Here is a 21,055-nt window from a genome sequence, read left to right on the forward strand (position 1 = left end):
GCGGCTCACCGAGAACGTCAACGAGCTGGCCGGGAACCTCACCCGCCAGGTCCGGGCCATCGCCGAGGTCGCCAGCGCGGTCGCCGAGGGCGACCTGACTCGCTCGATCACGGTCGACGCCTCCGGCGAGGTCGCCGAACTCAAGGACAACATCAACTCCATGGTCGGCTCGCTGCGCGAGACCACGCGCGCGAACCAGGAACAGGACTGGCTCAAGTCCAACCTCGCCCAGATCTCCGGACTCATGCAGGGCCACCGCGACCTCGCCGTCGTCGCCGAACTCGTCATGGACGAACTCACCCCCCTCGTCGACGCCAGCTACGGTGCCTTCTACCTCGGCGAGGAAATCGACGGCCAGGCAGGGCTCACCCTGATCGGTTCCTTCGGCCGGCCGGTGGAAAGCCCCGCCGCCACGCGGGTGCGGCACGGCGAGACGCTGGTGGGACAAGCGGCACGCAGCCGCCGCATCCTGACCACCAACAACGTGCCAGCCGGCTATCTGATCTCATCCGGGCTGGGCCAAGCAGCGCCGGCCCACCTGATCGTCCTGCCCATCGTCGTCGAGGACCAGGTCCTGGGCGTCATCGAGCTTGCCTCCTTCGCCCCCTTCACGCCCGTGCACCGTGACTTCCTGGGCCGGCTGATGGAGACCATCGGCGTCAACGTCAACACCATCGTGGCCAACGCCCGCACCGACGAACTCCTCGGCGAGTCCCAGCGGCTGACCGGCGAACTCCAGGCCCGCTCGGAGGAACTCCAGGTCCAGCAGGAGGAACTCCAGCAGCTGTCGCTGGCTTCCAAGTACAAGTCCGAGTTCCTCGCGAACATGAGCCACGAACTGCGCACCCCGCTCAACAGCCTCCTCATCCTCGCCCAGCTCCTCGCACAGAACCCCACCCGCAACCTCTCCCCGAAGCAGGTCGAGTACGCGGGCATCATCCACTCGGCCGGCTCCGACCTGCTCCAGCTGATCAACGACATCCTCGACCTGTCGAAGGTCGAGGCGGGCAAGGCTCCGGGCGTACCCGTGGACCTGCTCACCGACGACGCCCGCCTGCAGCAGATCCTCCGCAATCTGCTGTCCAACGCGGTGAAGTTCACCGAACACGGCCGCGTCCACGTCAAGATCGAACCCGCGAGCTCGGCAGAGCTCCCCGATGAGCTGACGCAGGCCGGATCCGTGGTCGCCTTCCGCGTCATCGACAGCGGCATCGGGATCGCCGAGCAGCAGCTGGAAGCCATCTTCGCCGCGTTCCAGCAGGCCGACGGCACCACCAGCCGCAAGTACGGCGGCACTGGCCTGGGCCTTTCCATCACACGGGAGATCGCGCGCCTCCTGGGCGGCGCCGTCACCGCCCGCAGCGAAGTCGGCAAGGGCTCCACCTTCACGCTCTTCCTCCCCGTCTCAGGACGCGAACTCACCGAAGACGCCACGGCCGCCCTCGAAAGCGCGCAGCCCGGCAGCTCTGGGGCCGAGCAGCCGGACGGTGCTGCCCAGCCGGCCCTCGAAGAGCAGCGTCATCCCCGCCGCATTCTGGTCATCGAGCAGCGCAGCAACGGTCTCCTCAGCCTCGTCGCCGAAAGCGCGGCCAGCGATCTGACCGCGGGACGGGCAGTCACCGTGCCGGCAGACCGCGCCGAGGTCGTCACCGCCGTCACCGCAGCGGACGCGGCGGCCGTCCTGGCACAAGCGCCCTTCCACTGCGTGGTCCTGGAGCTCGGATCCGACGGGGAAGGACTGCGCTTCCTGCAGGCTCTCGCTGGGGACGGCGCGCTGGCCTCCCTGCCGGTCCTCGCCCACGACAACCGGCGCATGACACGGGAGCAGCAGGCAGAGGTCGCCGAGCGCGCCGCCGTCCAGCCGCTGGAAGTGCTCACCAGCCTGGACGAACTCCGCGAGCGCATCGCCCTGCACCTGTCGGCGGACCGTCCAGGCGACGTTCCCACCCTCGTGCGCGACGCCAGCCACCTTGCCGTCTCCGAACACGCCGTCGTCGACGCCAGCCTCGCCGGCCGGTCGGTCCTCGTCGTCGATGACGACCCGCGCAACCTGTACGCCATCAGCGGGATCCTGGAACTGCACGGCATGCACGTCCTGCACGCCGAGAACGGACGCAGGGGCATCGAAACCCTGACCGCCACACCGGGAATCGACCTGATCCTGATGGACGTGATGATGCCGGAACTGGACGGATACGCGGCAACCACAGAGATCCGGCGCATGCCCGAATACAGCGCTCTCCCGATCATCTCGGTCACGGCGAAGGCCATGCCGGGAGATCGTGAGAAGAGCCTGGCTTCCGGCGCGAACGACTACGTCACCAAGCCCGTCGACGCCAATGACCTCATCACCCGACTCCGCCGTTGGCTGCCGGCCCAGAACACCTCAGGCACCACCCCAGCCTGACACCCCTGGCCACCCTACGGAGGAACAGCGACGCTCGGTGAACACCACTCCTGACGAACACACAGCATCCCAACCCGACACCACCCCTACCCCCGCTGCGGGCAATGCCATACTCGGCGCCGCCCACCCTGAGAACGAGAAGCCTCTGCCGCACCGGTCCACCCCGCGCTCCGACGCCGGCACGGAGGCCGGTCGGCTCGCGGTGACCGTGGAGCGCCTGCGCGAAGAGGCGCTCGAAGCCCAGTCGGCCGCCGACGGGCGTGCTCTGGTGGAGCTGGCGAAGGGCATCCTCGTCGGACAACTCGGCTGCGGGCCCGCCGAGGCATCCCGACAGCTCGGCAAACTCGCCGAACAGTCCGGCGCCACCCTCCTCGCACTTGCCGTCGATGTCATCAACCAGGCCGCCCGTGACCGCGTCAGCGAGGTGGCGCAGGATTTCCTCGCCACCGCTGTCACCGAGCACACGTCCGCAGAGGCAGCACCGGCCGTCCGGCTGCGGACAGCAGAAAGCCGCGCCCTGGCGGCCGGCGATACGCCGGCCGTCGCCACAGCGCTCCTCGAAAACGCGCTCGCCCCCCTCGGCGCTCACTGCGTCGCGATCTGGGTAGCGGGAGCCGATTCCTCCCTCACCCTGGCCGGCCAGGCGGGCTTCACAGCGGAGGACGCTGACCGCTGGCGCTACGTCCCACCCGAGGTCGCCACGTGTGCCCGGCTCGCCCTCACCCACCGCGAGTTCTCCGTCGTCGCCAGCCTTTCAAAGGCCAGTCTGCCGACCATCGGACGGCGCCAGCACCCCGACGGCGGCCGCATCGTCATCCCCGCAGGCACCGGCGGCCGCATCCACGGTGTCCTGGAAATCGGATGGCCCCAACCCCTGGCCCCTCAGCCCGTACAGATCATCCGCCAACTGGAGGCGCTGGCCGAGCTGTGCGCCCACACCCTCGAAGAACAGTCCCCAGACCTCACTCCCGCCGCCTCTGACGCCGCGCACCACGCCGCCCTGGCCGAACTCACCGACCTCGCCGACCACCTCGACGACACGGTCCTCGTCCTTGCCCCTGTCCTCGACACCAACGGCCGTCTGGCGGACTTCCGCATTCACCACCTCAACAACAGCTTCATCGACCCGGCCGGCCGGCCCCGCTCCATGATCACCGGCCGCCACTTCCTCGAGATCTATCCGGCGGCAGCCGAGAGCGGTGGCCTCTACGATCAGCTGGAGAGGGTCTACGCCACCGGTGAGGCCTGCCAAGCACGACGCACCGCACTGACGACCTTCGTCGGAGAGGTCCCCCTCACCACCGTCGCGGACGTACGGATCAGCCGACACGGCTTCGCCCTTCTCCTCATCTGGAAGATCGAAGACGAAAAGGCGCGCCTGGCCAATCTGCTGCAACACGCACAACGCCTCGGCCGGGTCGGCGGCTTCGACCAGAACATGCGTACCGGGGAGATCAGCTGGAACGAGCAGCTGTTTGCCCTGTTCGGGCTGCCGATGAGCGCCAGGCCCGTCCCACTCGAGGACCTCGCCGCCCACGCACACGACCACGACGTCAATTCCATCGGGCGGTTCCTGCGCACACTCCTGCACAGCCAGCGCGAATCATCCGTGGAGTTCCGCCTCCAGCGACCCGACGGCATCACCCGTCACATCCGCATGGTCGCCGAACCCGTCCTGGACCACCAGGGCCGCCTCTACTCGGTACGCGGCGCCTGCCAGGACGTCTCCTCCCAGCACTGGACCGAGGTCGCCCTCGCCGCCACCCGCGACCAGCTGGCCGACACCGAAGCAGAATCCGCCGACCGCAGCCGCCTCGCCCTGCAACTGCAGCACGCCATCATGCCCCCGGCACCGGCATCCCTCGAGGTTCCCGGCATCCGGATCGCAGTGCGCTACCGACCGGCCGAGTCGGAATCCCTCGTCGGCGGCGACTGGTACGACTCCGTGATCCTCCCCAACGGGACAATCCTCCTCAGCGTCGGCGACGTCGCCGGGCACGGCATCCAAGCCGCCACCGGCATGGTTGCCCTGCGCAACGCCCTCCGCGGCCTCGCCGTCACCGGCGCCGGCCCGGCGCAACTGCTCGCCTGGCTCAACAGCGTCGCCTTCCACCTCACAAGCCACCTCACCGCCACCGCCGTCTGCGGTCTCTTCGACCCCAAGACCCGAACCCTGCAATGGGCCCGCGCCGGCCACCTACCACCGGTCCTGGTCAGGGGCGCGCAGGCCCATTCCTTCTCCCTTACCGCCGGCATCCTGCTCGGCGCACTGCCCAACGCCACATTTGCGGAAGAAGAGGTACAGCTCGAAGCCGACGACATCCTCCTCATGTACACCGACGGACTCGTCGAGCGCAGAGACATCGCCGTCACCGACTCCCTCGCCCAGCTACTCACCGTGGCCTCGCGGCCTGCGGACACCCTGGAAAAGCGGCTGGACAGCGTGCTGACATACAGCGCATCCGACACCGATGACGACACCTGCCTCATCGGAATCGAGGTCCGCTGACCCCGGGCCACCTCCGAAAGGGCGCTGAGGAACACCGCGCCTCCGGGCCTGCCCGGCCGAACGCGCCAGGACTCCCTGACGGCCGCGGACTACGAGTCGCCTGTCAAGGCCCAGCAGGATCCGCTGCCGGCCCGCCCCATGGGGTTCACCGATCCGGGTGCGGACGGCATCAAGAGGGCCTGGCAGAAGCTGGCCGAGGCGCGACGGCAGCGCGGCCTCGTCGCCCGCTGCTCGCCCGCGCTGCCGCCCGCTGTCCCGGATCGTCACCGGTGGACAGCGGGCAGATTGCACAGTTTGAGTCCGTCCTCGACGGACGCTCACACGCGGAGCCAGATGACCAGGGCTGCTGTGATCGCGGTGCCAAGGAAGTGATCAACACCCTCTTGTCCGGTCCGAGCCCGGCGGCCCGCAGCGAGCGCAGTGCCGCCACTCCGGCGACCGGCAGAGCCACCGCCAGCGCCAGGTCCAAGCCCTTCGGCACCTCGGCGAGCGCACCCACGTCCGATCGCGACGCGCCCGGTAGCAACGCCCCCCGGGGTCAGGGCCACCACCTGGGTGCCCACCAATGGACCGGTTCACTGCGGCCCGGCCCGCCCCGGCCCGCCCCGGCCCGCCCCCGCGACCGGAGGACGGGGCGGGCCTACCGCTTGCTGCCCCTTGCCGTACGGCTGCTGCGAGCGAGCGGGTACGCACGGGTTGCGGACCGGGACCCGCCGGCCGGGCTTCTCGGTGCACGGCTGGAGTTCCGTGGCCAGGGCGTGGGCGCCCTCGGTGACGCCTCGGCGCAGGGTGAGGAAGACCTGGGTGAGCCAGCGCCAGGTGTCCCTTCTGCGGCCCCCCCGCTGAGGTGCTCCGGCCCAGGGGTGCGGTCGGGGTACCGTCTCCCTGGCCTCGGCGACATCCTGCGGCTTTTTCATGGGGGAGAGAGGCGGCTGCCACGCCCGTCGTTCGGGGCCAAGCGTGGTGCCCCGGGCCTGAGCAGCAGGCCCCTACTTCCCGGGATCGGCACCCTCTCAGGGCGACCCTTTCACGGGAAGCCCTCACTCCGCACGCACCACCGCAGGCATGCCGGCACGGCCGAAGGAGCCAGTCGCGTGGGCGGTGGGCACCCTGATGGCGATGGTCCCGGCCCCGGCTCGCGAGGCCGGGCGCGTCCTGTCCGCCGCAGCCGCACAAGCTGGCTTGCCCGAGACGATGCTCGCCCAGGGGATGCTCGCCGACTCCCGTGGTCGGCCCGTCCCGGCCCGCGCCGAGCGGGCGCTGCGCCAGGCCGTCCAGGCGACGCGTACCCCGAAGACCAGGACTGCCTGCTCACCCTGAGCGTCCTCATGGCCGAGCCCTGTGCCTACGCCGCGGTGCACGATGCAGTCCAGTACACAGAGGGCTGAAACCTCAGTGCTCGGTTCCCGGAAACCTGCTGGGGACGATCTGCGCTGACCGGGCGCCCAGCAAGTACGAATCTCCGCGCCGGGCCGAGGCCGCCACTCTTCCACCACGATCCGTATTCGGATGCTGCGCATGGTGAAGGCGCCGTGTCAGTGCCTACGGGGGCGGTGGGGAAGTGGGGTCGGCTTCGGCCGCGTCGGCCAGGGCTTGGGCGGCGGCTTCTGCAGCCTGCGCGGCGTCGTCGGCGGCCTGGTTCGCCCTGTCCTGCGTGGGCCCGGCGTGGGTGGCCGGTGACGGAGGGAGCACTTCGTTGAAGGCGCGGCTGACGGCTTGGAGCGCGGAGGTGACCTCGCCGGGGATGATCCAGAAGGTGCTGCCTGGTCCTTGGGCAAGCTGCGGCAGTGCCTGAAGGTACTGGTAGGCCAGCAGCTTGGGGTCGGGGTCGTTGCGGTGAACGGCCTGGAACACCTCGTCGATGGCTCGGGACTGGCCCTCGGCCCGGAGGATCTCGGCCGTTCGCTCCCCTTCGGCGCGCAGTACGGCCGACTGCTTGTCCCCTTCGGCGGTCAGGATCTGCGACTGCCGTTGTCCTTCAGCTCCCAAGATCGCGGCGCGCTTGTCCCGCTCCGCTCGCATCTGCTTCTCCATCGCGTCCTTGATCGACTGTGGCGGATCGACGGCTTTGATCTCCACGCGGTTGACCCTCAGGCCCCATTTGCCCGTGGCGTCGTCCAGGACGCCGCGGAGTTGGCTGTTGATGGTGTCGCGAGAGGTGAGGGTCTTCTCCAGGTCCATGGACCCCACGACGTTGCGCAGGGTGGTGACGGTGAGCTGTTCGACGGCCTGGAGGTAGTTCGCGATCTCGTAGGCGGCCGCCCGAGGGTCGGTGACCTGGAAGTACAGGACGGTGTCGATCTCGACTACGAGGTTGTCCTCGGTGATGACCGGCTGCGGCTTGAAGGAGACGACCTGCTCGCGCAGGTCGATCACGGGATACACGCGGTCGATGTAAGGGATGACCACGTTGAGGCCGGGTCTGAGCGTGCGATGGTAGCGGCCCAACCGTTCCACGTTGCGGGCGCGTGCCTGAGGCACGATGCGGACGGCCCGCACCACTGTGAAGACGGCGAAGACCGCGACAATGACGCCGGCGACGACCCAGGCTTCCATGGTCACTCCCGCGGGTAGACGAATGCGGTGCTGCCGCTGATCTCCACGACATCGGCGGTCGTTCCCGTAGGGATCACCAGCGTCTCGTCGTAGGCCCGAGCGGTCCACTCCTCGCCTCCGATGCGGACCCTGCCGCCCTGGGCGGACACCTCACTGACCACGTAGGCAGGCTTCCCCACCAGCGCGTCCACGCCGAAGCGGGCCTCCTGGCGCGGTGAGAGGCGTCGCAGCGCGAGGGGGCGTACGAAGAGCACGCTGAGCGTCGCTACGAGGGCGAACACCAGGAACTGCCAGGGCACGGGGAGGCCGAGCGCGGCGGACGCGGCGGTGATCGCCGCAGCTGCGGCAAGCAACCCCAGTGCAGCAGTGAGAGTGAGCGCCTCCGCGACCGCCAGCACCGCTGCGGCGATCAGCCAGATCAACCACGGTTCCACGTCGGCCCTCCTCCCTCACGGGAAACGACCCGGGATGCTGCGGCACGTTCCGCTCCACTTGGCACGAAAGTACCCATTTCTACCTATAAGGAATCCAGGGATTCCGTCGGAGCTGTCGAGCCCTTCAGGGCGTAGTGTCGTGGCCAGCCCCCTGCTGCCATGCGCCTGCGCGGGATAAGCAGTTTGCGCGGTTTACAGATGATGTATGGGTAGATACGGGCCGCCACTCCTTACCTGGAGGCCCGTGCGCTTCGTCGCGGCCGCGATCGGCATCTGGACCTGCATCGCTCCCTGGGTAGTCGCCGGGGACGTCGCCCACACGCGCTCGATCACCAACAACCTCATCACCTGCATCCTCGCCACTCTCTTCGCCCTCGCCGCAGCCTCCGGCGCCCGCGACCACGACACCAACGGGCAGAGCCCCGCTTCGCGCCGCCCCCTGCCTGGAGTGCGCTGACACCGAAAGGGCCCGCTCGAATGGTGTTCCAGGGAGCGGGGCCTTCGCTGCAGCTGGCCCCCTGGACGGGCCCCCGCCCGGTTTGAGACCGCGAGGGGTGGACAGCCGCCGGGTGTGCTGCGCTTGCGCAACGCGGGGCGCGACCGAGACCGCGAGCCCGCAAGAGGCGGCCCACCATGACACACCCAATCCCAGTTGTGCCGGCGCTCGCCGGCCGCCCGGGGGTGCTGTCATTCCCGCTGGGACGCAGGATGTCCAGAGCATCGTTCATGTCCTCCGGTCCGAGCATCGCCCGCTCCGTCTCCTGGCCGACCCGCTGGTCGTGGCCTACGTCTCCACGGCAGCGCATCAGGGGAGTTCGCCTGGGCAGGCGCCTCGTATGAACCGACATATCGATGTGGATGGCTCCTATTGGATGCAAACGGCCGCTTTCCCGTCCTTCAGACCTCTTTCGGGGGCAACGGAGGCGGACGTGGCGGTCATCGGCACTGGAATCGTCGGGCTGAGCACGGCCTGGGAACTCGCCCGTGCGGGGCTGACGGTCGTTGTGCTGGAGGCAGGCCGACTGGCCGGCGGCGTCACCGGGCATACGACGGGCAAGCTGACCGCCCTGCACACCAGCGTGTACGACACGCTCCGGAGCAACCACGGGGACGACACCGCCCGCACGTACGCAGCCTCTCAGAGCGCCGCTCTGCGGCACGTTGTCGAGGTCTCGGAAGAACTCGGCATCAACTGCGAACTGGAGAGGCGCCCGGCCTACACCTACTGCGAGCAGCCCGAGGGCGTCGACGCCCTCGGCGCGGAAGCGGAAGCGGCGCGGTCGGCCGGCCTCGACGCATCGTTCGTCACCGACACGGGCCTGCCCTTCCCCGTTGTCGGAGCCGTCAGGGTTGAGAATCAGGCACAGTTCCACCCCCTGAAATACCTCAAGGGGCTCGTCGAGGACATCGTCGCGCTCGGTGGACGGCTTCACGAGGGCACCCGTGTCACGCAGTTGGAGAACGGCGAACCGTGTCGGCTCACCACCGACTCCGGGGCCACCGTCTCAGCCGGGCACGTCGTCGTCGCCACTCACCACCCCGTGTTCGACCACGCTCTCCTCTCCACGAGGCTCACCCAGCACCGTGACCTGGTGATAGCGGGCTCCATGGCCGCGCGACACGACCCCGAAGGCATGTACATATCGGAGGAGGGCGGCAAGCGCTCAGTCCGTACGGCCCCGCTGGCGGACGGCAGCCGGCTGCTGATCGTCACCGGGGAAGCCTTCACACCCGGCACCGGTGAGGACACGGAAGCCGGATACGCCCGTCTCCGGGCCTGGGCCGAGCAGCGCTTCCCCGGTATCACGATCGCCCACCGGTGGGCCGCGCAGGACAACAGTTCCACCGACACGCTGCCCCTCATCGGCCGCCTCCCCACGGCCGGTGACAACGTCTACGTGGCCACCGGTTTCGCCGGCTGGGGCATGACGGGCGGGGTCATGGCCGGAACGATCATCGCCGACCTCGTCCGCGGCGAGGAGGAGCCCTGGGGCGGTCTCTACGCCCCCGGCCGCGTCGGCTCGCCCCTCCGCTCGGCGCCGACGTACCTGAAGGCTCAGTGGGACGCCGGGAAGCACTTCGTCATGGACCGCCTGGACACTCTCGGCGACGGCACCAACGGCCCGGTCGAGAGTCTGCAGGCCGGTGAGGGCACCGTGGTCCGGGCCGGGGGCCACGCCTGCGCCGTACACCGCGACGATCAGGGCGAACTGCACGCGGTGACCGCCGTCTGCACTCATTTGGGGTGCCTGGTCGCCTTCAACAACGCCGAACGGACCTGGGAATGCCCCTGCCACGGCTCCCGCTTCGGCATCGACGGCGAAGTCCTCCAGGGCCCGGCACTGCGGCCACTGGAACGAAAGGATCCCGGCGAACTCTGACCCGCCCCGCACGCCGACCGCAGGCTGCTCCGGCGATGAGGAAGGGGCTCGTACGGAACGGGCCTCCGTAGCGGGGTGCATGGGCGGCTTGGGCCGGTGGGCTCCGGCGCGCAGGGCGGGCTTCGGACCGTTGGTGGCCCGAAGCCCGCTGATCTCGCAGTGGCTGGGTGTCCTGGCACGTCAGGTTGCGGCGGGGAAACGTTCCCAGACGCGGTGTGCTGCGAGAAGTTCCAGGAGCTGAGGCAGTGCCTGTGCGCTGCCGGTGATGATGACGCCGGGTTCACCGACCGAGATACCGGCGGCCTCGAAGAGGGTTTCGGCGCCGCCCCAGCCGGCGAGGGCCTTGCCGTGCCGATATGCCTCGGTGAGCAGGGTCAGGACCCGCGGATCGCTGACGGCGGGGCCGGGGGCCGCGGCCTTGGCGTCACGGGCTCCGTACGCGTCAGCTCCTGATCCCGGGACACCAGCGAAGACCAGCGCGTCGAACTCGACGGAGCGGGCGGTGGCGAAGGTGCGCTGGACGGGGATCGAGTCACCGCCCGTGCCCAGTACTCCGCCGGCCGGGGCGATGATCAAGGGCACCAGGCCGGCGTCCAGAACCGCCTCGCGGAGCTGCTGCACGCCCGACATGTCGGTCGCAGGCCCGGTGACGATGCCGATGACGCGTCCGTCCAGAGGCCAGGTCGCGCCGACCTGCGACAAGCGGGGGCTGGGGCGGACGTCGGTGAGGGGTTCGGTGGCGGCCGGCACCGGGAGCCCGAGCCCCGCCGCGACCTGCGTGCACAGCTCGGGGTCGATGTTGGCGAGTACGCCGAGAGCGCGTTCCTTGATGGCCTGTTCGTAGCACTTGGACAGCTCGAACGTGTAGGCGGCGATGATGTGTTCGCGCTCGACCGGGGTCATGCTGAGCCAGAACATGCGGGGCTGGGAGAAGTGATCGTCGTACGAGGCGGGTGCTTCGCGGACCTTGCGTCCGGCAGGGACCTCGACGGGTACCTCGATGAAGGCTCCGGTGTCGGTGCCGGCGAAGAAGGGGCAGCCGCCGTCGAGGCTGTTGGGCTTGTAGGGGGCCACGCCTCGGTGGACGGCGGTTTGGTGAAAGCCGTCACGGAGCATGTCGTTGACGGGCGCGTGCGTGCGGTTGATCGGAATCTGCGGGAAGTTGGGGCCGCCCAGCCGGGTGAGCTGGGTGTCCAGGTAGGAGAACATCCGCCCGGCCAGCAGCGGGTCGTCGGTGGCGTCGATGCCGGGGACGAGGTGGCCGGTGTGGAAGGCGACCTGCTCGACCTCGGCGAAGAAGTTCGACGGGTTCGCGTTCAGCGTCAGCAGCCCGACCGGCTTCACCGGCGCGAGCTCCTCCGGAACGATCTTCGTCGGGTCGAGGAGATCGATGCCCTCGAACATCTGGTCGGCGGTGTCGGGGAAGGTCTGGATGCCCAGCTCCCACTGCGGGAACGCGCCGGACTCGATGGCGTCGAAGAGGTCGCGACGGTGGAAGTCGGGATCCACCCCGGCGAGGATCTGCGCCTCCTCCCAGACGAGGGAGTGCACGCCCAGCTTGGGTTTCCAGTGGAACTTCACCAGCGTCGTGGTGCCCTGGGCGTTGACGAGGCGGAAGGTGTGGACTCCGAAGCCCTCCATCATCCGGTAGGAGCGGGGGATGCCCCGGTCGGACATGTTCCAGATGGTGTGGTGGGTGGCTTCGGTGTGCAGGGAGACGAAGTCCCAGAAGGTGTCGTGCGCGCTCTGGAGCCGCGCGAGCCGAGGACGGTGGAGAACCGCACGAACACCGGAGTCTCCACGTCCGAGGCCAGGAACGCGGCCTTACTGACCGTCTGCGCGGTGCCGTAGGACTGGAAGACGCCGTGCGCGGCCGAGCCGCGGGCGTGGACCACACGCTCGGGGATCCGCTCGTGGTCGAAGTGCATGAGCTTTTCACGCAGGTGGTGGTCCTGCAGCAGTACCGGCCCCCGGGGGCCCGCCTTGAGCGAGTGGTCCGTGTCCGCCAGGCGCACCCCTTGCGCCGTGGTCAGGTATGCGCCGCTCTGCGCCATCCGGGCCTGGTCCGCGCCGGTGGGCTGCCCGGTCGGGCTGACCGTCTCCGGGCCGCTCTGGTCCGCCTTCGGAGGCAGCGGCTCCACCGGCGTCGTCGGCTCGACGAGCTGCGGAGAGACGGGGGCAGGTTTGCCGGGGACCCCGTCCCCCGGGCCCTCTGCCGGGCCGGTGTGCATGACGTCGGCGATTTTCTCAGCGACTGCTTTCACCGGGTTCTTCTCGGACATCTCATCTCCAGACACAGGGGAGGGCCCTCGGGCCCTAACGTGTGACCCGAGCGATATGTCCCGAAACCTGGACTAGCCTGTCCGGCCCGCGAGGCGAGATCACTGGACGTCGATCCTCCACGCGGCGGCCTGTGCGCAGCCCGGCCTCGACGGCTTACACATGACGGCGGGGGTCTGGAGGAGCCCTGGGCGGACTGTCGGGCGCAGGTCAGAGATTCGCTCGGGCCGAGAGGGTCGAATGCCCGGACTGCAAGGCGTCCGAACGGGCCAGAGCGGTCAGGGCGCTGGTCACGTCGCGTGCCAGGTCCCGGCCGCCTTCGCTCTCCTCGTCCTCATCACTCTGCCCTTCCTCCCCGACTTCAGGTCCGCGCCGCTGTGGGACGAGCTCGGAGCAGCGGACTACCCCAGCCTGAGGGGCACTGCTGCTCGTGGGCGTCGGCACCACCGTCCAGCGCTGCCCCCGGAACGGGTTCGGCGACGGACACCAGCGCGCGTACGACGCGCAGACGAGATGTCGCTGCTGTCGAGTTCTCCGTCGAGAACCAGGGTGGGCACGCCGATGGAGGCCGCCCGGTCCGCTGCGCCGACTTCTTTCGGTGTCCCCGCCCCGAGCCCGCTGGCGTGCCGCACGACGTTGGCGGTGGCAGGCCACCGTTACCACCTGGATCAGGGCGGTCACTCCCGCACGGTCCTGCACGACCTGTCCACATGCCCGTTCGGGTTGACCGTCAAGCATCTGGCCACGCCCGCGACACCGCCGCTCGCCGTCATGGGCGAGGTGCGTGTGGTCGACCGCTCCGGTCGGGGTCGGGGCCTGCGCTTGACGCAGGCGTGGCCGGGCGCGCGGTGTCCCCGATTCATTCGATCTTGGTTCGCCGTGGGCGGTCGCGCATGCGGTGCGCGGTGGTTGCGCGCAGCGTCCACGGCCGATCCGCTCATCACTGGACAGTCGACCCGCCTCCGGGGACGGCCCGGTCGGGCACGGGGCGGCGGGTCTTCGTGTCCAAGACACGAGCAGCCTCTCGCAATGATCAATAGATCCGAACGTTTGGAAACCCGGGCGTGGTGAAGACGGCTGTTAACACCGGCTCTATTCATCGAGGTAGGAGAAGCGCATGGGCATCATTGCCTGGATCTTGATCGGATTGCTCGCGGGCTTTATCGCCAAGGCGCTGATGCCGGGCAAGGACCCCGGCGGCGTCATCATCACCATGCTCATCGGCATCGCGGGTGGCCTGCTCGGCGGCTTCCTCGGCAAGGTCATCTTCGGCGTCGACTCCATCGACGGGTTCTTCGACCTGTCCACCTGGATCGCCGCCATCATCGGCTCGGTCATCCTCCTCGCCGTCTACCGACTGGTCACCGGCAACAGGCGACACCACAGCCACGCCTGAACGACCTCGCCAGACCCGGACGCAAACGGCTCCCCCTCTCTGCCGAGGGCGGAGCCGTTTCGCTGCTACGCGTGCAGCCCAGGCCGCGCCCGTCCCCGTGGCGCGTCCACTTCCGGCAGGCCAGGGGTGACCTGCCGGCCGGCAGTGGGCCGGGTGTGCCGGTGCGGGGCTTCCGGAGACGGTGCGTAGGGCGACCCGCATGGGGTAGGCGCGCGGCACTGCCCGCGAGTGGAGGAGGACCCGTATGCCGACCCGGTCCGTCTCAGAGCATGAAGCAGCGCCTGAACGCGACGCCCTCCTGGGCGGTCGCTACCGGCTCCATGGCCCCATAGGGTCCGGCGGCACGGCGGATGTCTTCCGCGGCGTCGACCAGGTGCTGGGCCGTGAGGTGGCCGTCAAGGTGTTCCGCGCGGGCACCGACACGATCACTGCCGACCGCTTCTGCGACGAAGCCCGCACACTGGCCCGTCTGTCCCACCGTGCCCTCGTCACCGTCTACGACGCCGGCCGACACGGCCAAGGCGCGTACATGGTGACGGAGTTGATCCGCGGCGTCACCTTGCGCACCCGGATGGATGCCGGCCCCCTCAGCGCCGTCCAGGTGACGCGGATCGGCGCCGACATCTCCTCAGCCCTCGACCACGTGCACGCCCACGGCGTCATCCACCACGACGTGAAACCCTCCAACATCCTCCTGGGCGCGGAGGGTTCCCCACACCTGGCCGACTTCGGGCTCTCGCGGACCGTCCACGACGACTCCCACAGCGCCCACGACACGCTTGTCGGCACCCTCGCCTACATGGCCCCGGAACAGTTCCTCGGCCAAGGCGCGAGCACGGCCAGCGACATCTACGCCCTGGGAATGACCCTCCTCGAAGCACTCACCGGCCACCGCGAATACCAGGGCACGCCCGTGGAGATCGGCACCGCCCACCTCCTGCGCCAACCCCGGATACCCGAAGGGCTGCCGGACGACCTGGCTCGCCTCCTCAGGACGATGACCGCCCAGACCCCTGCGGATCGCCCCGACGCCGCCACTGTCCACCAGCGCCTGCAAGGCATGGCACAGGCGCCGCAGCCCCGTACCGCATCGAGCACGGCGCTCACCCGCACCTCCACACACTGCTCATCGCCGCCATCCCCTGCCGCGCACCCCGTGCGAACGCCCGCGCGAACGCCCGCGCGAACGCAGAGCAGGGCAATCAGCCGGCGACAGGCGGCTCTTTTCAGCCTTGCGGCTGCGAGTGTCGCGGTCAGCTGCGCGGTGGCGCTGGGGGGCATAACAGCAGGGAAGAACACACCCAACACCACTCCCTCGCCCGAGCAACCGTTGGCGTCGAAGAACACCGAGGTGGCCGGCCCGGCAGGATCACCCAGCACGCTGCCCGTGTCGCCTCCTGCCGCCTCAGCCCCTCAGCTGCCGGTCGCGGCACCTTCCACCACAAACGAACTTGAGGCGTCCACCAGCCCGATCGATTCATACTCCGCTCCATCCGTCACAAACCGCCCGACGAAGGCTCCTGAGCCAACGAAGATCCCCGGGAAGGCCAAGCGAAAGAAGGACCAGGGACGGTGAACGAACCACCCCTGAAACGCTGGCACGCTCCGGTAGACGACCGTTGTTGAACCCGTTCCCATGCTGCGGGGCGCAGGGCCGCCGCCCGGAGGTGCTCCCGGCCGCCGTCCGCGGACGCGTCGTGCCGGTATGGTGCCGAGTGGACGGCGACGAAGCTCCGTTGGGGCCTCGCGGTCGATGAGGCGGAGAAGGACCGGCTGCTCGACATCGCGGCCGGTTGCGGACCAGATGTGATGGCCACGGACACGGCCGGCAGGGTTCACGGCTGGCAGTTCAAGGACATGACAGGACCGGAGCCGTCGCCCATCGCGGGGAAGTCGGTCCAGCGCATCTTCAAGAGCATCCATCAGCCCTTGGACTCGAACGCGGACGTGCAGACCCTCGGCTCCTCTTGGCAGTGGTACGCGAGCGGGGTCTGCAGGCCGAGGGCGTGATGCGCATGGGGCTGTTGGCCGGGGAGGCCCGACGATGGCATGAGAGCGGAATCCTTGCTCGAAGACTCGTTCAGAGCGAGGACGGCCGGTTCTTCCCTCCAGGCGTTCAAATGGGACGAGGATGGTTCTTCCGTGCGAGCCTGGCATCGGGACGAGGCGTGATTCCAAGGCCTGATGCTTCGACGTCCGGCCCGGCTGTGACCGCAGGCGCCTGATGGGCGGGCCCACCCTCGGCGACGGAACCTTGCAGGCCCCGCCGCTCGGTGGAACCCTTTCGCCCCGTTACCTCTCTAGCCTGATGCGCACCGGTTGGCGGTGCCCTGGACCGGTGCGTCCAGACCGAGACGCCGCAAAGGGTTCCCTGATCCATGGGTCTGACAAGCAGTGAGCTGCTCCTGTGCGCCGTGCTGTGCACGGCACTGGCCTTCGCGGCCACCGTGCTGCTCTGGCCGCGACTGGCGCGGGGGAGCCGGACACGGGTGCTGGGGCGCGCGGGGCTGATCCTCCTCGTGCAGGTGTTCCTGTTCGCGTCGGTCGCGCTCGCGGCGAACCGCAGCCTGCTGATCTACGGTTCCTGGGCGGACCTGGCCGGACACGCACGCCAGGAGGCCGTGCGCGGCGGAGTGGCCGTGGAGGTGCTGGGGCGGCAGGCTCCCGACGTGCCCGGCGGTGGCAATCCCCTGGTGAGCGGCGTGATCGAGAAGGTGACCCTGCACGGTGAGCGGTCCAGGAGCGCCGCCCAGGCCTACGTGTACCTGCCGCCGGAGTACTTCCAGAAGGGCAACGAGCAGCGGACGTTCCCCGCCGCGGTGGTCCTGACGGGCTACCCGGGCACGGCGGAGAACCTGCTGAAGGGTCTGCGCTACCCGAAGACGGCCTGGAACCTGGCCAAGGAGAAGAAGGCACAGCCGATGATCCTGGTGATGATGCGGCCCACCGTCTCGGCCGAGAACACCCAGTGCGTCGATGTCCGCGCCGGCGGCCCGCAGAGCGAGACCTTCTTCGGTACCGACGTCCCCCGGGCCATATCCAGCACCTACCGCGTCGGCACCTCGGCGCGCAGCTGGGGCATCATCGGCGACTCGACCGGCGGCTACTGCGCCCTGAAGATGACGGTGCAGCACCCGGAGACCTACGCGGCCGGCGTGGGCCTTTCGGCGGACTACAAGCCGGAGATCGACCAGTACTCGGGCGACCTCTTCCACGGCGACAAGGACGAGGAGAAACGATCCGACCTGCTGTGGCATCTCGCCAACCGGCCGCAGGGCGCATCCTCGTTCCTCGTGACGACCTCGCTGCAGGGCGAGCAGAACTACAAACCGACCCATCAGTTCATCAAGGCGGTGAAGGATCCGGCCCGCGTCTCCTCGATCACACTCGACCGTGGAGGACACAGCTTCAACACCTGGAACCGCGAGATCCCGCCGGCCCTCGAATGGATCGGCGGCCGGCTCAGCGCCGAGTGAGGAGACCGGACGGGACATCTCGGCGGGGCGGTGGGCCGCACCGCCGGACCCCCGAGGGGGCGCTACGCCGAGCTCTTCAGAGAGCCTCCCTGCGGCCGCCCGTACCCCACGCGGCGCGGTGACCGTCACGCGCGACGGACATGCCGGTTGTCCGGCTCGCGGCCGGCGTTCTGGCAGCAGGCCGTCCGAGTCCGTGATCGTCACCAGCACCCCCGCCTGACCCGCAGCAATCAGCCGCAACCTCTCCAGACGGTCAACGTGCGGCGCCGCTGCGCAGTGCGAGGGTGGTGCCTGCCGCGGTGGCGAGGTCAGTTTCCCGAATCAGGCGTACGGCGACGAGGCTGGCGGCTTCGCCCCATGTGCAGAGGGTCTGATCGCCGTCGAGGCCACTGCGAGATGGGGCCGGCGCCGTACAGGGCTGGTGCCCACCGGGCCGACTTCGACGCCGCAGTGCGGCTCGGGTGGATCTCCCCGGGTGCGCGCGTTCACGGCACCACCGAGTGGTTCCGGCAGCGGCCACTGCCGGAACTGCCGACCGCAGGCCCGGTTCGTTGGACGACGACAGAAGCCGCCGGGGCGCGCCCCAGACACCGCCGAAGCCGTGACGGCGGACTTGCAAGCGCGTTGTCCCGGAGGGTCGGGGACCGCGGCGCAACCGCGGCGGACCGGATCATGAACCTTGGACCGATGTTTGCGCTCCAGCCCCGCAAGCGGTTCGCGAAGGACACCGTGCTCATCGTGGACGGCACCCTGGTTCCCACCCGTGAGCACACCGTCGCCGAGCGGTCGAAGAACTACCGGTACTCCACCAGCCACCAGGTCGCCGTCGATGCCGACACCCGCCTGGTCGTCGTGGCCGGTCGGCCGCTCGCCGGAAACCGCAACGACTGCAGGGCCTGGGAGGAGTCCGGCGCCAATGCTGCCGTCAGCGGAACGACCACGATCGCCGACGGCGGCTACTCGGGCACCGGCCTGGTCATCCCGCACCGCCGCAAGCGCGGCCCAAGTCCCACAAGCAAGTCCTGGCCCGCGTCGAGGACGTCATCGCCCGCATGAAGACCTGGAAGATCCTCCGCGACTGCCGCTTGAGGGGGAACAGCGTCCACCACGCCATGCTCGGCATCGCACGGATGCACAACCTCGCCCTCGCCGGATAGATCAGCGGATCCCGTTGCGGCCAACCATGCCCGAGACGACTCGGAGGCTGAGCTCCCTTCACACCACCCAGGCGCCGGTGCGGCGGCATCCGTAGGCCGTCCCGCCGGAGTCGGAGGACGCCGTGCGGCTTTTCGCTCAGGCCGGGCGGGAGGCTTCGGCACCGGCGACGGCCGCCGGAGGCGCGACCGGAAGGACGGGGTGGACACCGACCAGAGGGTCCGCCGAAGCGTGGGCGTCCGCCAGGGCGGCGGCCACCGCGTCCACGAGCGGGTCGGGGGCGTCCGCGCGACGGGCCAGCACCAGGCGGCTCGGCGGATGGCCGTCTACCGGGACGAACGCGATGCCAGGGCGCGCGTGTCGGCGCGCGGCGCCGGCCGGAAGTATCCCGGTTACCCCGTCCCACACCACCGCGTGCAGGCATTCCTCGACGGACGCCACCACCGGGCCGGGAGTGTCCTCGTCAGCGGCGAGCCAGTACGCGCGCCACCGTGCGTCCGTCCCGGCCGGCAGCCGGAAGCGCGGCCTCCCCGCGAGTTCCCGTACGTGCAGCCGTGACCTCGCGGCGAGTACGTCGTCCGCGGGCAGCGCCGCCACCAGGGGCTCGACGCCGAGCTGACGTACAGTCAGTCCCGAGGTGTCGAAGGGGAGACGGGTCAGTGCCAGGTCGACCCGACGCTCGCGCAGCCCGCCCGTCGGATCGGTCACGGGCGCCTCGTGCAGCCTCAGACGCAGTCCGGGGCGAGTGTCGCGCAGTACCGCGAGCGCCGCGGGGCAGGAGTCCAGGCCGGCGCCGGCGACGGCGCCCAGGACGACCTCGCGTACGGACTCCGCGGCCCGCACCCGCTCGCGGGCGCGCTCGGCCCGGGCCAGCAGGTCGCGGGCCTCCGGGAGCAGGACCTTTCCTGCCGCCGTCAGGCGCGCACCGGTCGGGATCCGGTCGAACAGACGGCACCCCAGGTCCGCCTCCAGATCGCGGATCCGGCGGCTGAGGGGCGGCTGGGCGAGGTGGAGCCGCACGGCGGCGCGGCCGAAGTGGCCCTCCTCCGCGACCGCGACGAAACAGCGCAACGCCCTCAAGTCCATGACCGGCCACGATACCGACAACGGCACCGCCCCCACGGAACCGGTCTTGGACGCGGGGGCGGGGTCCGGGATGAGGTGGAGACGTTCCACCCCATCGACTCCCCGAGGAGTACCATGTACGCGCACCCCGACGACCTCCACCGCGCCCGCTCCGTGGGCGCCGCCGCAGCGCCCGAGTTCGCGGCCTGGCTCGCCTTCCAGAACGCGGTCGACCGCGAGGACGGCGCCGTCCCCCGCCGTTACCGCGAGCTGATCTCCGTGGCCGTGGCCCTCGTCACTCAGTGCGCGTACTGCCTCGACGTCCACACCGCGGCCGCCCGCAGGCACGGCGTCACCGCCGAGGAACTCGCCGAGACCGCGTTCGTCACCGCCTCGGTCCGGGCCGGCGGAACCCTCGCCCATGCCCTCCTCGCCGACCGCCTCTACGAACAGCACGGCCACCACGCCCCGTCCGCCACCTCCGCGAGCGCGACCACCCCCTCCGGCTGACGGCCCACCGGTCCGGCCCTCCGGCAACGGGACCAGCATTCCGGCGAGGCAGCCGTGGCCGGTGCCGGGAGGCAAGGGTCAGAGGTCTTCCGCGTCGGAGCCGCCGGGGTGTTCCGCCTGCCGGGGGAAGCGGGCGTTCTCAAAGGCATCCAGCCCGAAGAGGGCGTGCTCGGCGGTGTGCCGACCCCGGCGCCCAGGCACGGACGGACCCCCTCGCCCGGCTGGCCCTGTCGACCGCGCCGACCGACAGCGACCGCAAGGTGGAGGTCGGCGGCGCGAGCACAGAGTGACACTGCTGTCCACGGCCTCCGACGTCCGCCCGGGCGGACGGCCTTGCCCATCCGGGCCGGAGGCGCTCCGGCCGGGCGGCATCGGTCACGGCCACCCCGGTCTTCCCGGCGAGGGCCCGGCTGACCGATGACGGGTGACCGATGACCGGTCACGCCTCGGCCGGGAGTTGCATGGCCCGGTCACGGCGCTGACGTGCCGGTTGACCGATCGCGGGAGACGGATCGGCCACAGTCGGCCTGCCGACCGGTCACGGCTTCTGCTGGGCAAGCCCTCGACTCGGAGGGCTTGCCCAGCGTCCGGATCACCCGGCGGGACGGCTCCCGAAGTCGAGGCGTCAGCGTCCGGGCTGCGGAGGATCCCGTCGCCCACCTCGTACCCCTCGACCGCCCCGACGCCTTCCTCTCTCTCGCCCGGTCCGGTGACATCGGCTTCACCGCGAGTGGAGCTGGCCGGCGGGGAGACGATTGACCACCTCCACAAACTGATCACCACACCCGCGGCATCACCTGCGAACTTCCCGGAGTCCGGGCGTGCGGGCCGGACCGCCTGGCGTTTCCACTGGAAACGGCTCGTCGTTCGCTGTCGATGGCGGGCA

Annotated in this window: 15 protein-coding genes and 2 pseudogenes; 12 read left to right on the forward strand and 5 right to left on the reverse strand. The window is 69.9% G+C overall.

Going from position 1 to position 21,055, the window contains the following annotated elements; all coding sequences use genetic code 11:
• The 3 genes from IG86_RS0127490 to IG86_RS45550 form a co-directional block, all read left to right on the forward strand.
• Positions 1-2,407: hybrid sensor histidine kinase/response regulator (locus tag IG86_RS0127490; protein WP_037943170.1), on the forward strand; the 2,407-nt coding region annotated here is incomplete at its 5' end.
• Between the two features lie 37 nt (positions 2,408-2,444).
• Positions 2,445-4,916 carry a SpoIIE family protein phosphatase gene (locus IG86_RS0127495; protein WP_385872044.1) on the forward strand — a complete coding sequence of 824 codons (2,472 nt, stop codon included), beginning with the start codon at positions 2,445-2,447 and terminating at the stop codon, positions 4,914-4,916.
• 75 nt (positions 4,917-4,991) lie between these two features.
• Positions 4,992-5,288 (forward strand): putative T7SS-secreted protein, encoded by a 297-nt coding sequence (locus tag IG86_RS45550; RefSeq protein WP_362951576.1) that lies wholly within the window; start codon positions 4,992-4,994, stop codon positions 5,286-5,288.
• 203 nt (positions 5,289-5,491) lie between these two features.
• On the opposite strand, the gene IG86_RS43150 is transcribed toward IG86_RS45550, so the two are convergent.
• Entirely contained in the window at positions 5,492-5,833 is a 342-nt protein-coding gene (locus IG86_RS43150) for a hypothetical protein (protein WP_157854902.1), read from the reverse strand.
• A gap of 148 nt (positions 5,834-5,981) precedes the next feature.
• Here IG86_RS43150 and IG86_RS0127500 point away from each other — a divergent pair, with 148 nt between their 5' ends.
• Positions 5,982-6,236, forward strand: a complete 255-nt coding sequence (locus IG86_RS0127500) for a hypothetical protein (RefSeq protein ID WP_157854903.1) — start codon at positions 5,982-5,984, stop codon at positions 6,234-6,236.
• A 222-nt stretch (positions 6,237-6,458) separates the two neighbouring features.
• Here IG86_RS0127500 and IG86_RS0127505 read toward each other — a convergent pair whose 3' ends face one another.
• A complete protein-coding gene (locus tag IG86_RS0127505) occupies positions 6,459-7,472 on the reverse strand; it encodes an SPFH domain-containing protein (RefSeq protein ID WP_030834034.1) in 1,014 nt (337 codons plus the stop codon).
• A 2-nt stretch (positions 7,473-7,474) separates the two neighbouring features.
• Positions 7,475-7,906: an NfeD family protein gene (locus IG86_RS0127510; RefSeq protein ID WP_030900408.1), complete on the reverse strand. Its 432-nt coding sequence runs from the start codon at positions 7,904-7,906 to the stop codon at positions 7,475-7,477.
• Between the two features lie 244 nt (positions 7,907-8,150).
• Here IG86_RS0127510 and IG86_RS0127515 point away from each other — a divergent pair, with 244 nt between their 5' ends.
• Both IG86_RS0127515 and IG86_RS0127520 read left to right on the forward strand, forming a co-directional pair.
• A complete protein-coding gene (locus IG86_RS0127515; protein WP_051785444.1) occupies positions 8,151-8,363 on the forward strand; it encodes an SPW repeat domain-containing protein in 213 nt (70 codons plus the stop codon).
• A gap of 379 nt (positions 8,364-8,742) precedes the next feature.
• Positions 8,743-10,287, forward strand: coding sequence for an FAD-dependent oxidoreductase (locus tag IG86_RS0127520; protein WP_030834043.1), 1,545 nt, complete (start codon positions 8,743-8,745; stop codon positions 10,285-10,287).
• 180 nt (positions 10,288-10,467) lie between these two features.
• Here IG86_RS0127520 and IG86_RS39110 read toward each other — a convergent pair.
• Positions 10,468-12,569, reverse strand: a pseudogene (locus tag IG86_RS39110) (catalase).
• A gap of 1,115 nt (positions 12,570-13,684) precedes the next feature.
• Between IG86_RS39110 and IG86_RS0127530 the strand changes: the two are divergent.
• From IG86_RS0127530 to IG86_RS39120, 5 genes and pseudogenes are all read left to right on the forward strand, one after another.
• Positions 13,685-13,963: a GlsB/YeaQ/YmgE family stress response membrane protein gene (locus IG86_RS0127530; protein WP_030834046.1), complete on the forward strand. Its 279-nt coding sequence runs from the start codon at positions 13,685-13,687 to the stop codon at positions 13,961-13,963.
• A 244-nt stretch (positions 13,964-14,207) separates the two neighbouring features.
• Positions 14,208-15,539, forward strand: a complete 1,332-nt coding sequence (locus tag IG86_RS40180; protein WP_051785445.1) for a serine/threonine-protein kinase — start codon at positions 14,208-14,210, stop codon at positions 15,537-15,539.
• Positions 15,540-15,772: 233 nt separating this feature from the next.
• A complete protein-coding gene (locus IG86_RS0127540) occupies positions 15,773-15,973 on the forward strand; it encodes a hypothetical protein (RefSeq protein ID WP_157854904.1) in 201 nt (66 codons plus the stop codon).
• A 368-nt stretch (positions 15,974-16,341) separates the two neighbouring features.
• Positions 16,342-17,439, forward strand: a complete 1,098-nt coding sequence (locus tag IG86_RS0127545) for an alpha/beta hydrolase (protein WP_030834054.1) — start codon at positions 16,342-16,344, stop codon at positions 17,437-17,439.
• Positions 17,440-18,093: 654 nt separating this feature from the next.
• A pseudogene (locus IG86_RS39120) lies at positions 18,094-18,596 on the forward strand (transposase); the annotation flags it as partial.
• 136 nt (positions 18,597-18,732) lie between these two features.
• Here IG86_RS39120 and IG86_RS0127555 read toward each other — a convergent pair.
• Positions 18,733-19,680: a LysR family transcriptional regulator gene (locus IG86_RS0127555; protein WP_045937456.1), complete on the reverse strand. Its 948-nt coding sequence runs from the start codon at positions 19,678-19,680 to the stop codon at positions 18,733-18,735.
• 114 nt (positions 19,681-19,794) lie between these two features.
• Here IG86_RS0127555 and IG86_RS0127560 point away from each other — a divergent pair, with 114 nt between their 5' ends.
• Entirely contained in the window at positions 19,795-20,169 is a 375-nt protein-coding gene (locus IG86_RS0127560; RefSeq protein WP_045937454.1) for a carboxymuconolactone decarboxylase family protein, read from the forward strand.
• Positions 20,170-21,055 lie beyond the last annotated feature (886 nt).

Source organism: Streptomyces virginiae, assembly GCF_000720455.1.
GTDB lineage: Bacteria > Actinomycetota > Actinomycetes > Streptomycetales > Streptomycetaceae > Streptomyces > Streptomyces virginiae.

Bases quoted from the DNA above. Each gene is read 5' to 3' on its own strand.
- IG86_RS43150 (WP_157854902.1), bottom strand. From the start codon at position 5,833: ATGAAAAAGCCGCAGGATGTCGCCGAGGCCAGGGAGACGGTACCCCGA.
- IG86_RS0127500 (WP_157854903.1), top strand. From the start codon at position 5,982: ATGCCGGCACGGCCGAAGGAGCCAGTCGCGTGGGCGGTGGGCACCCTG.
- IG86_RS0127505 (WP_030834034.1), bottom strand. From the start codon at position 7,472: ATGGAAGCCTGGGTCGTCGCCGGCGTCATTGTCGCGGTCTTCGCCGTC.
- IG86_RS0127520 (WP_030834043.1), top strand. From the start codon at position 8,743: ATGAACCGACATATCGATGTGGATGGCTCCTATTGGATGCAAACGGCC.
- IG86_RS0127530 (WP_030834046.1), top strand. From the start codon at position 13,685: ATGGGCATCATTGCCTGGATCTTGATCGGATTGCTCGCGGGCTTTATC.
- IG86_RS40180 (WP_051785445.1), top strand. From the start codon at position 14,208: ATGCCGACCCGGTCCGTCTCAGAGCATGAAGCAGCGCCTGAACGCGAC.
- IG86_RS0127540 (WP_157854904.1), top strand. From the start codon at position 15,773: ATGGCCACGGACACGGCCGGCAGGGTTCACGGCTGGCAGTTCAAGGAC.
- IG86_RS0127545 (WP_030834054.1), top strand. From the start codon at position 16,342: ATGGGTCTGACAAGCAGTGAGCTGCTCCTGTGCGCCGTGCTGTGCACG.
- IG86_RS0127555 (WP_045937456.1), bottom strand. From the start codon at position 19,680: ATGGACTTGAGGGCGTTGCGCTGTTTCGTCGCGGTCGCGGAGGAGGGC.
- IG86_RS0127560 (WP_045937454.1), top strand. From the start codon at position 19,795: ATGTACGCGCACCCCGACGACCTCCACCGCGCCCGCTCCGTGGGCGCC.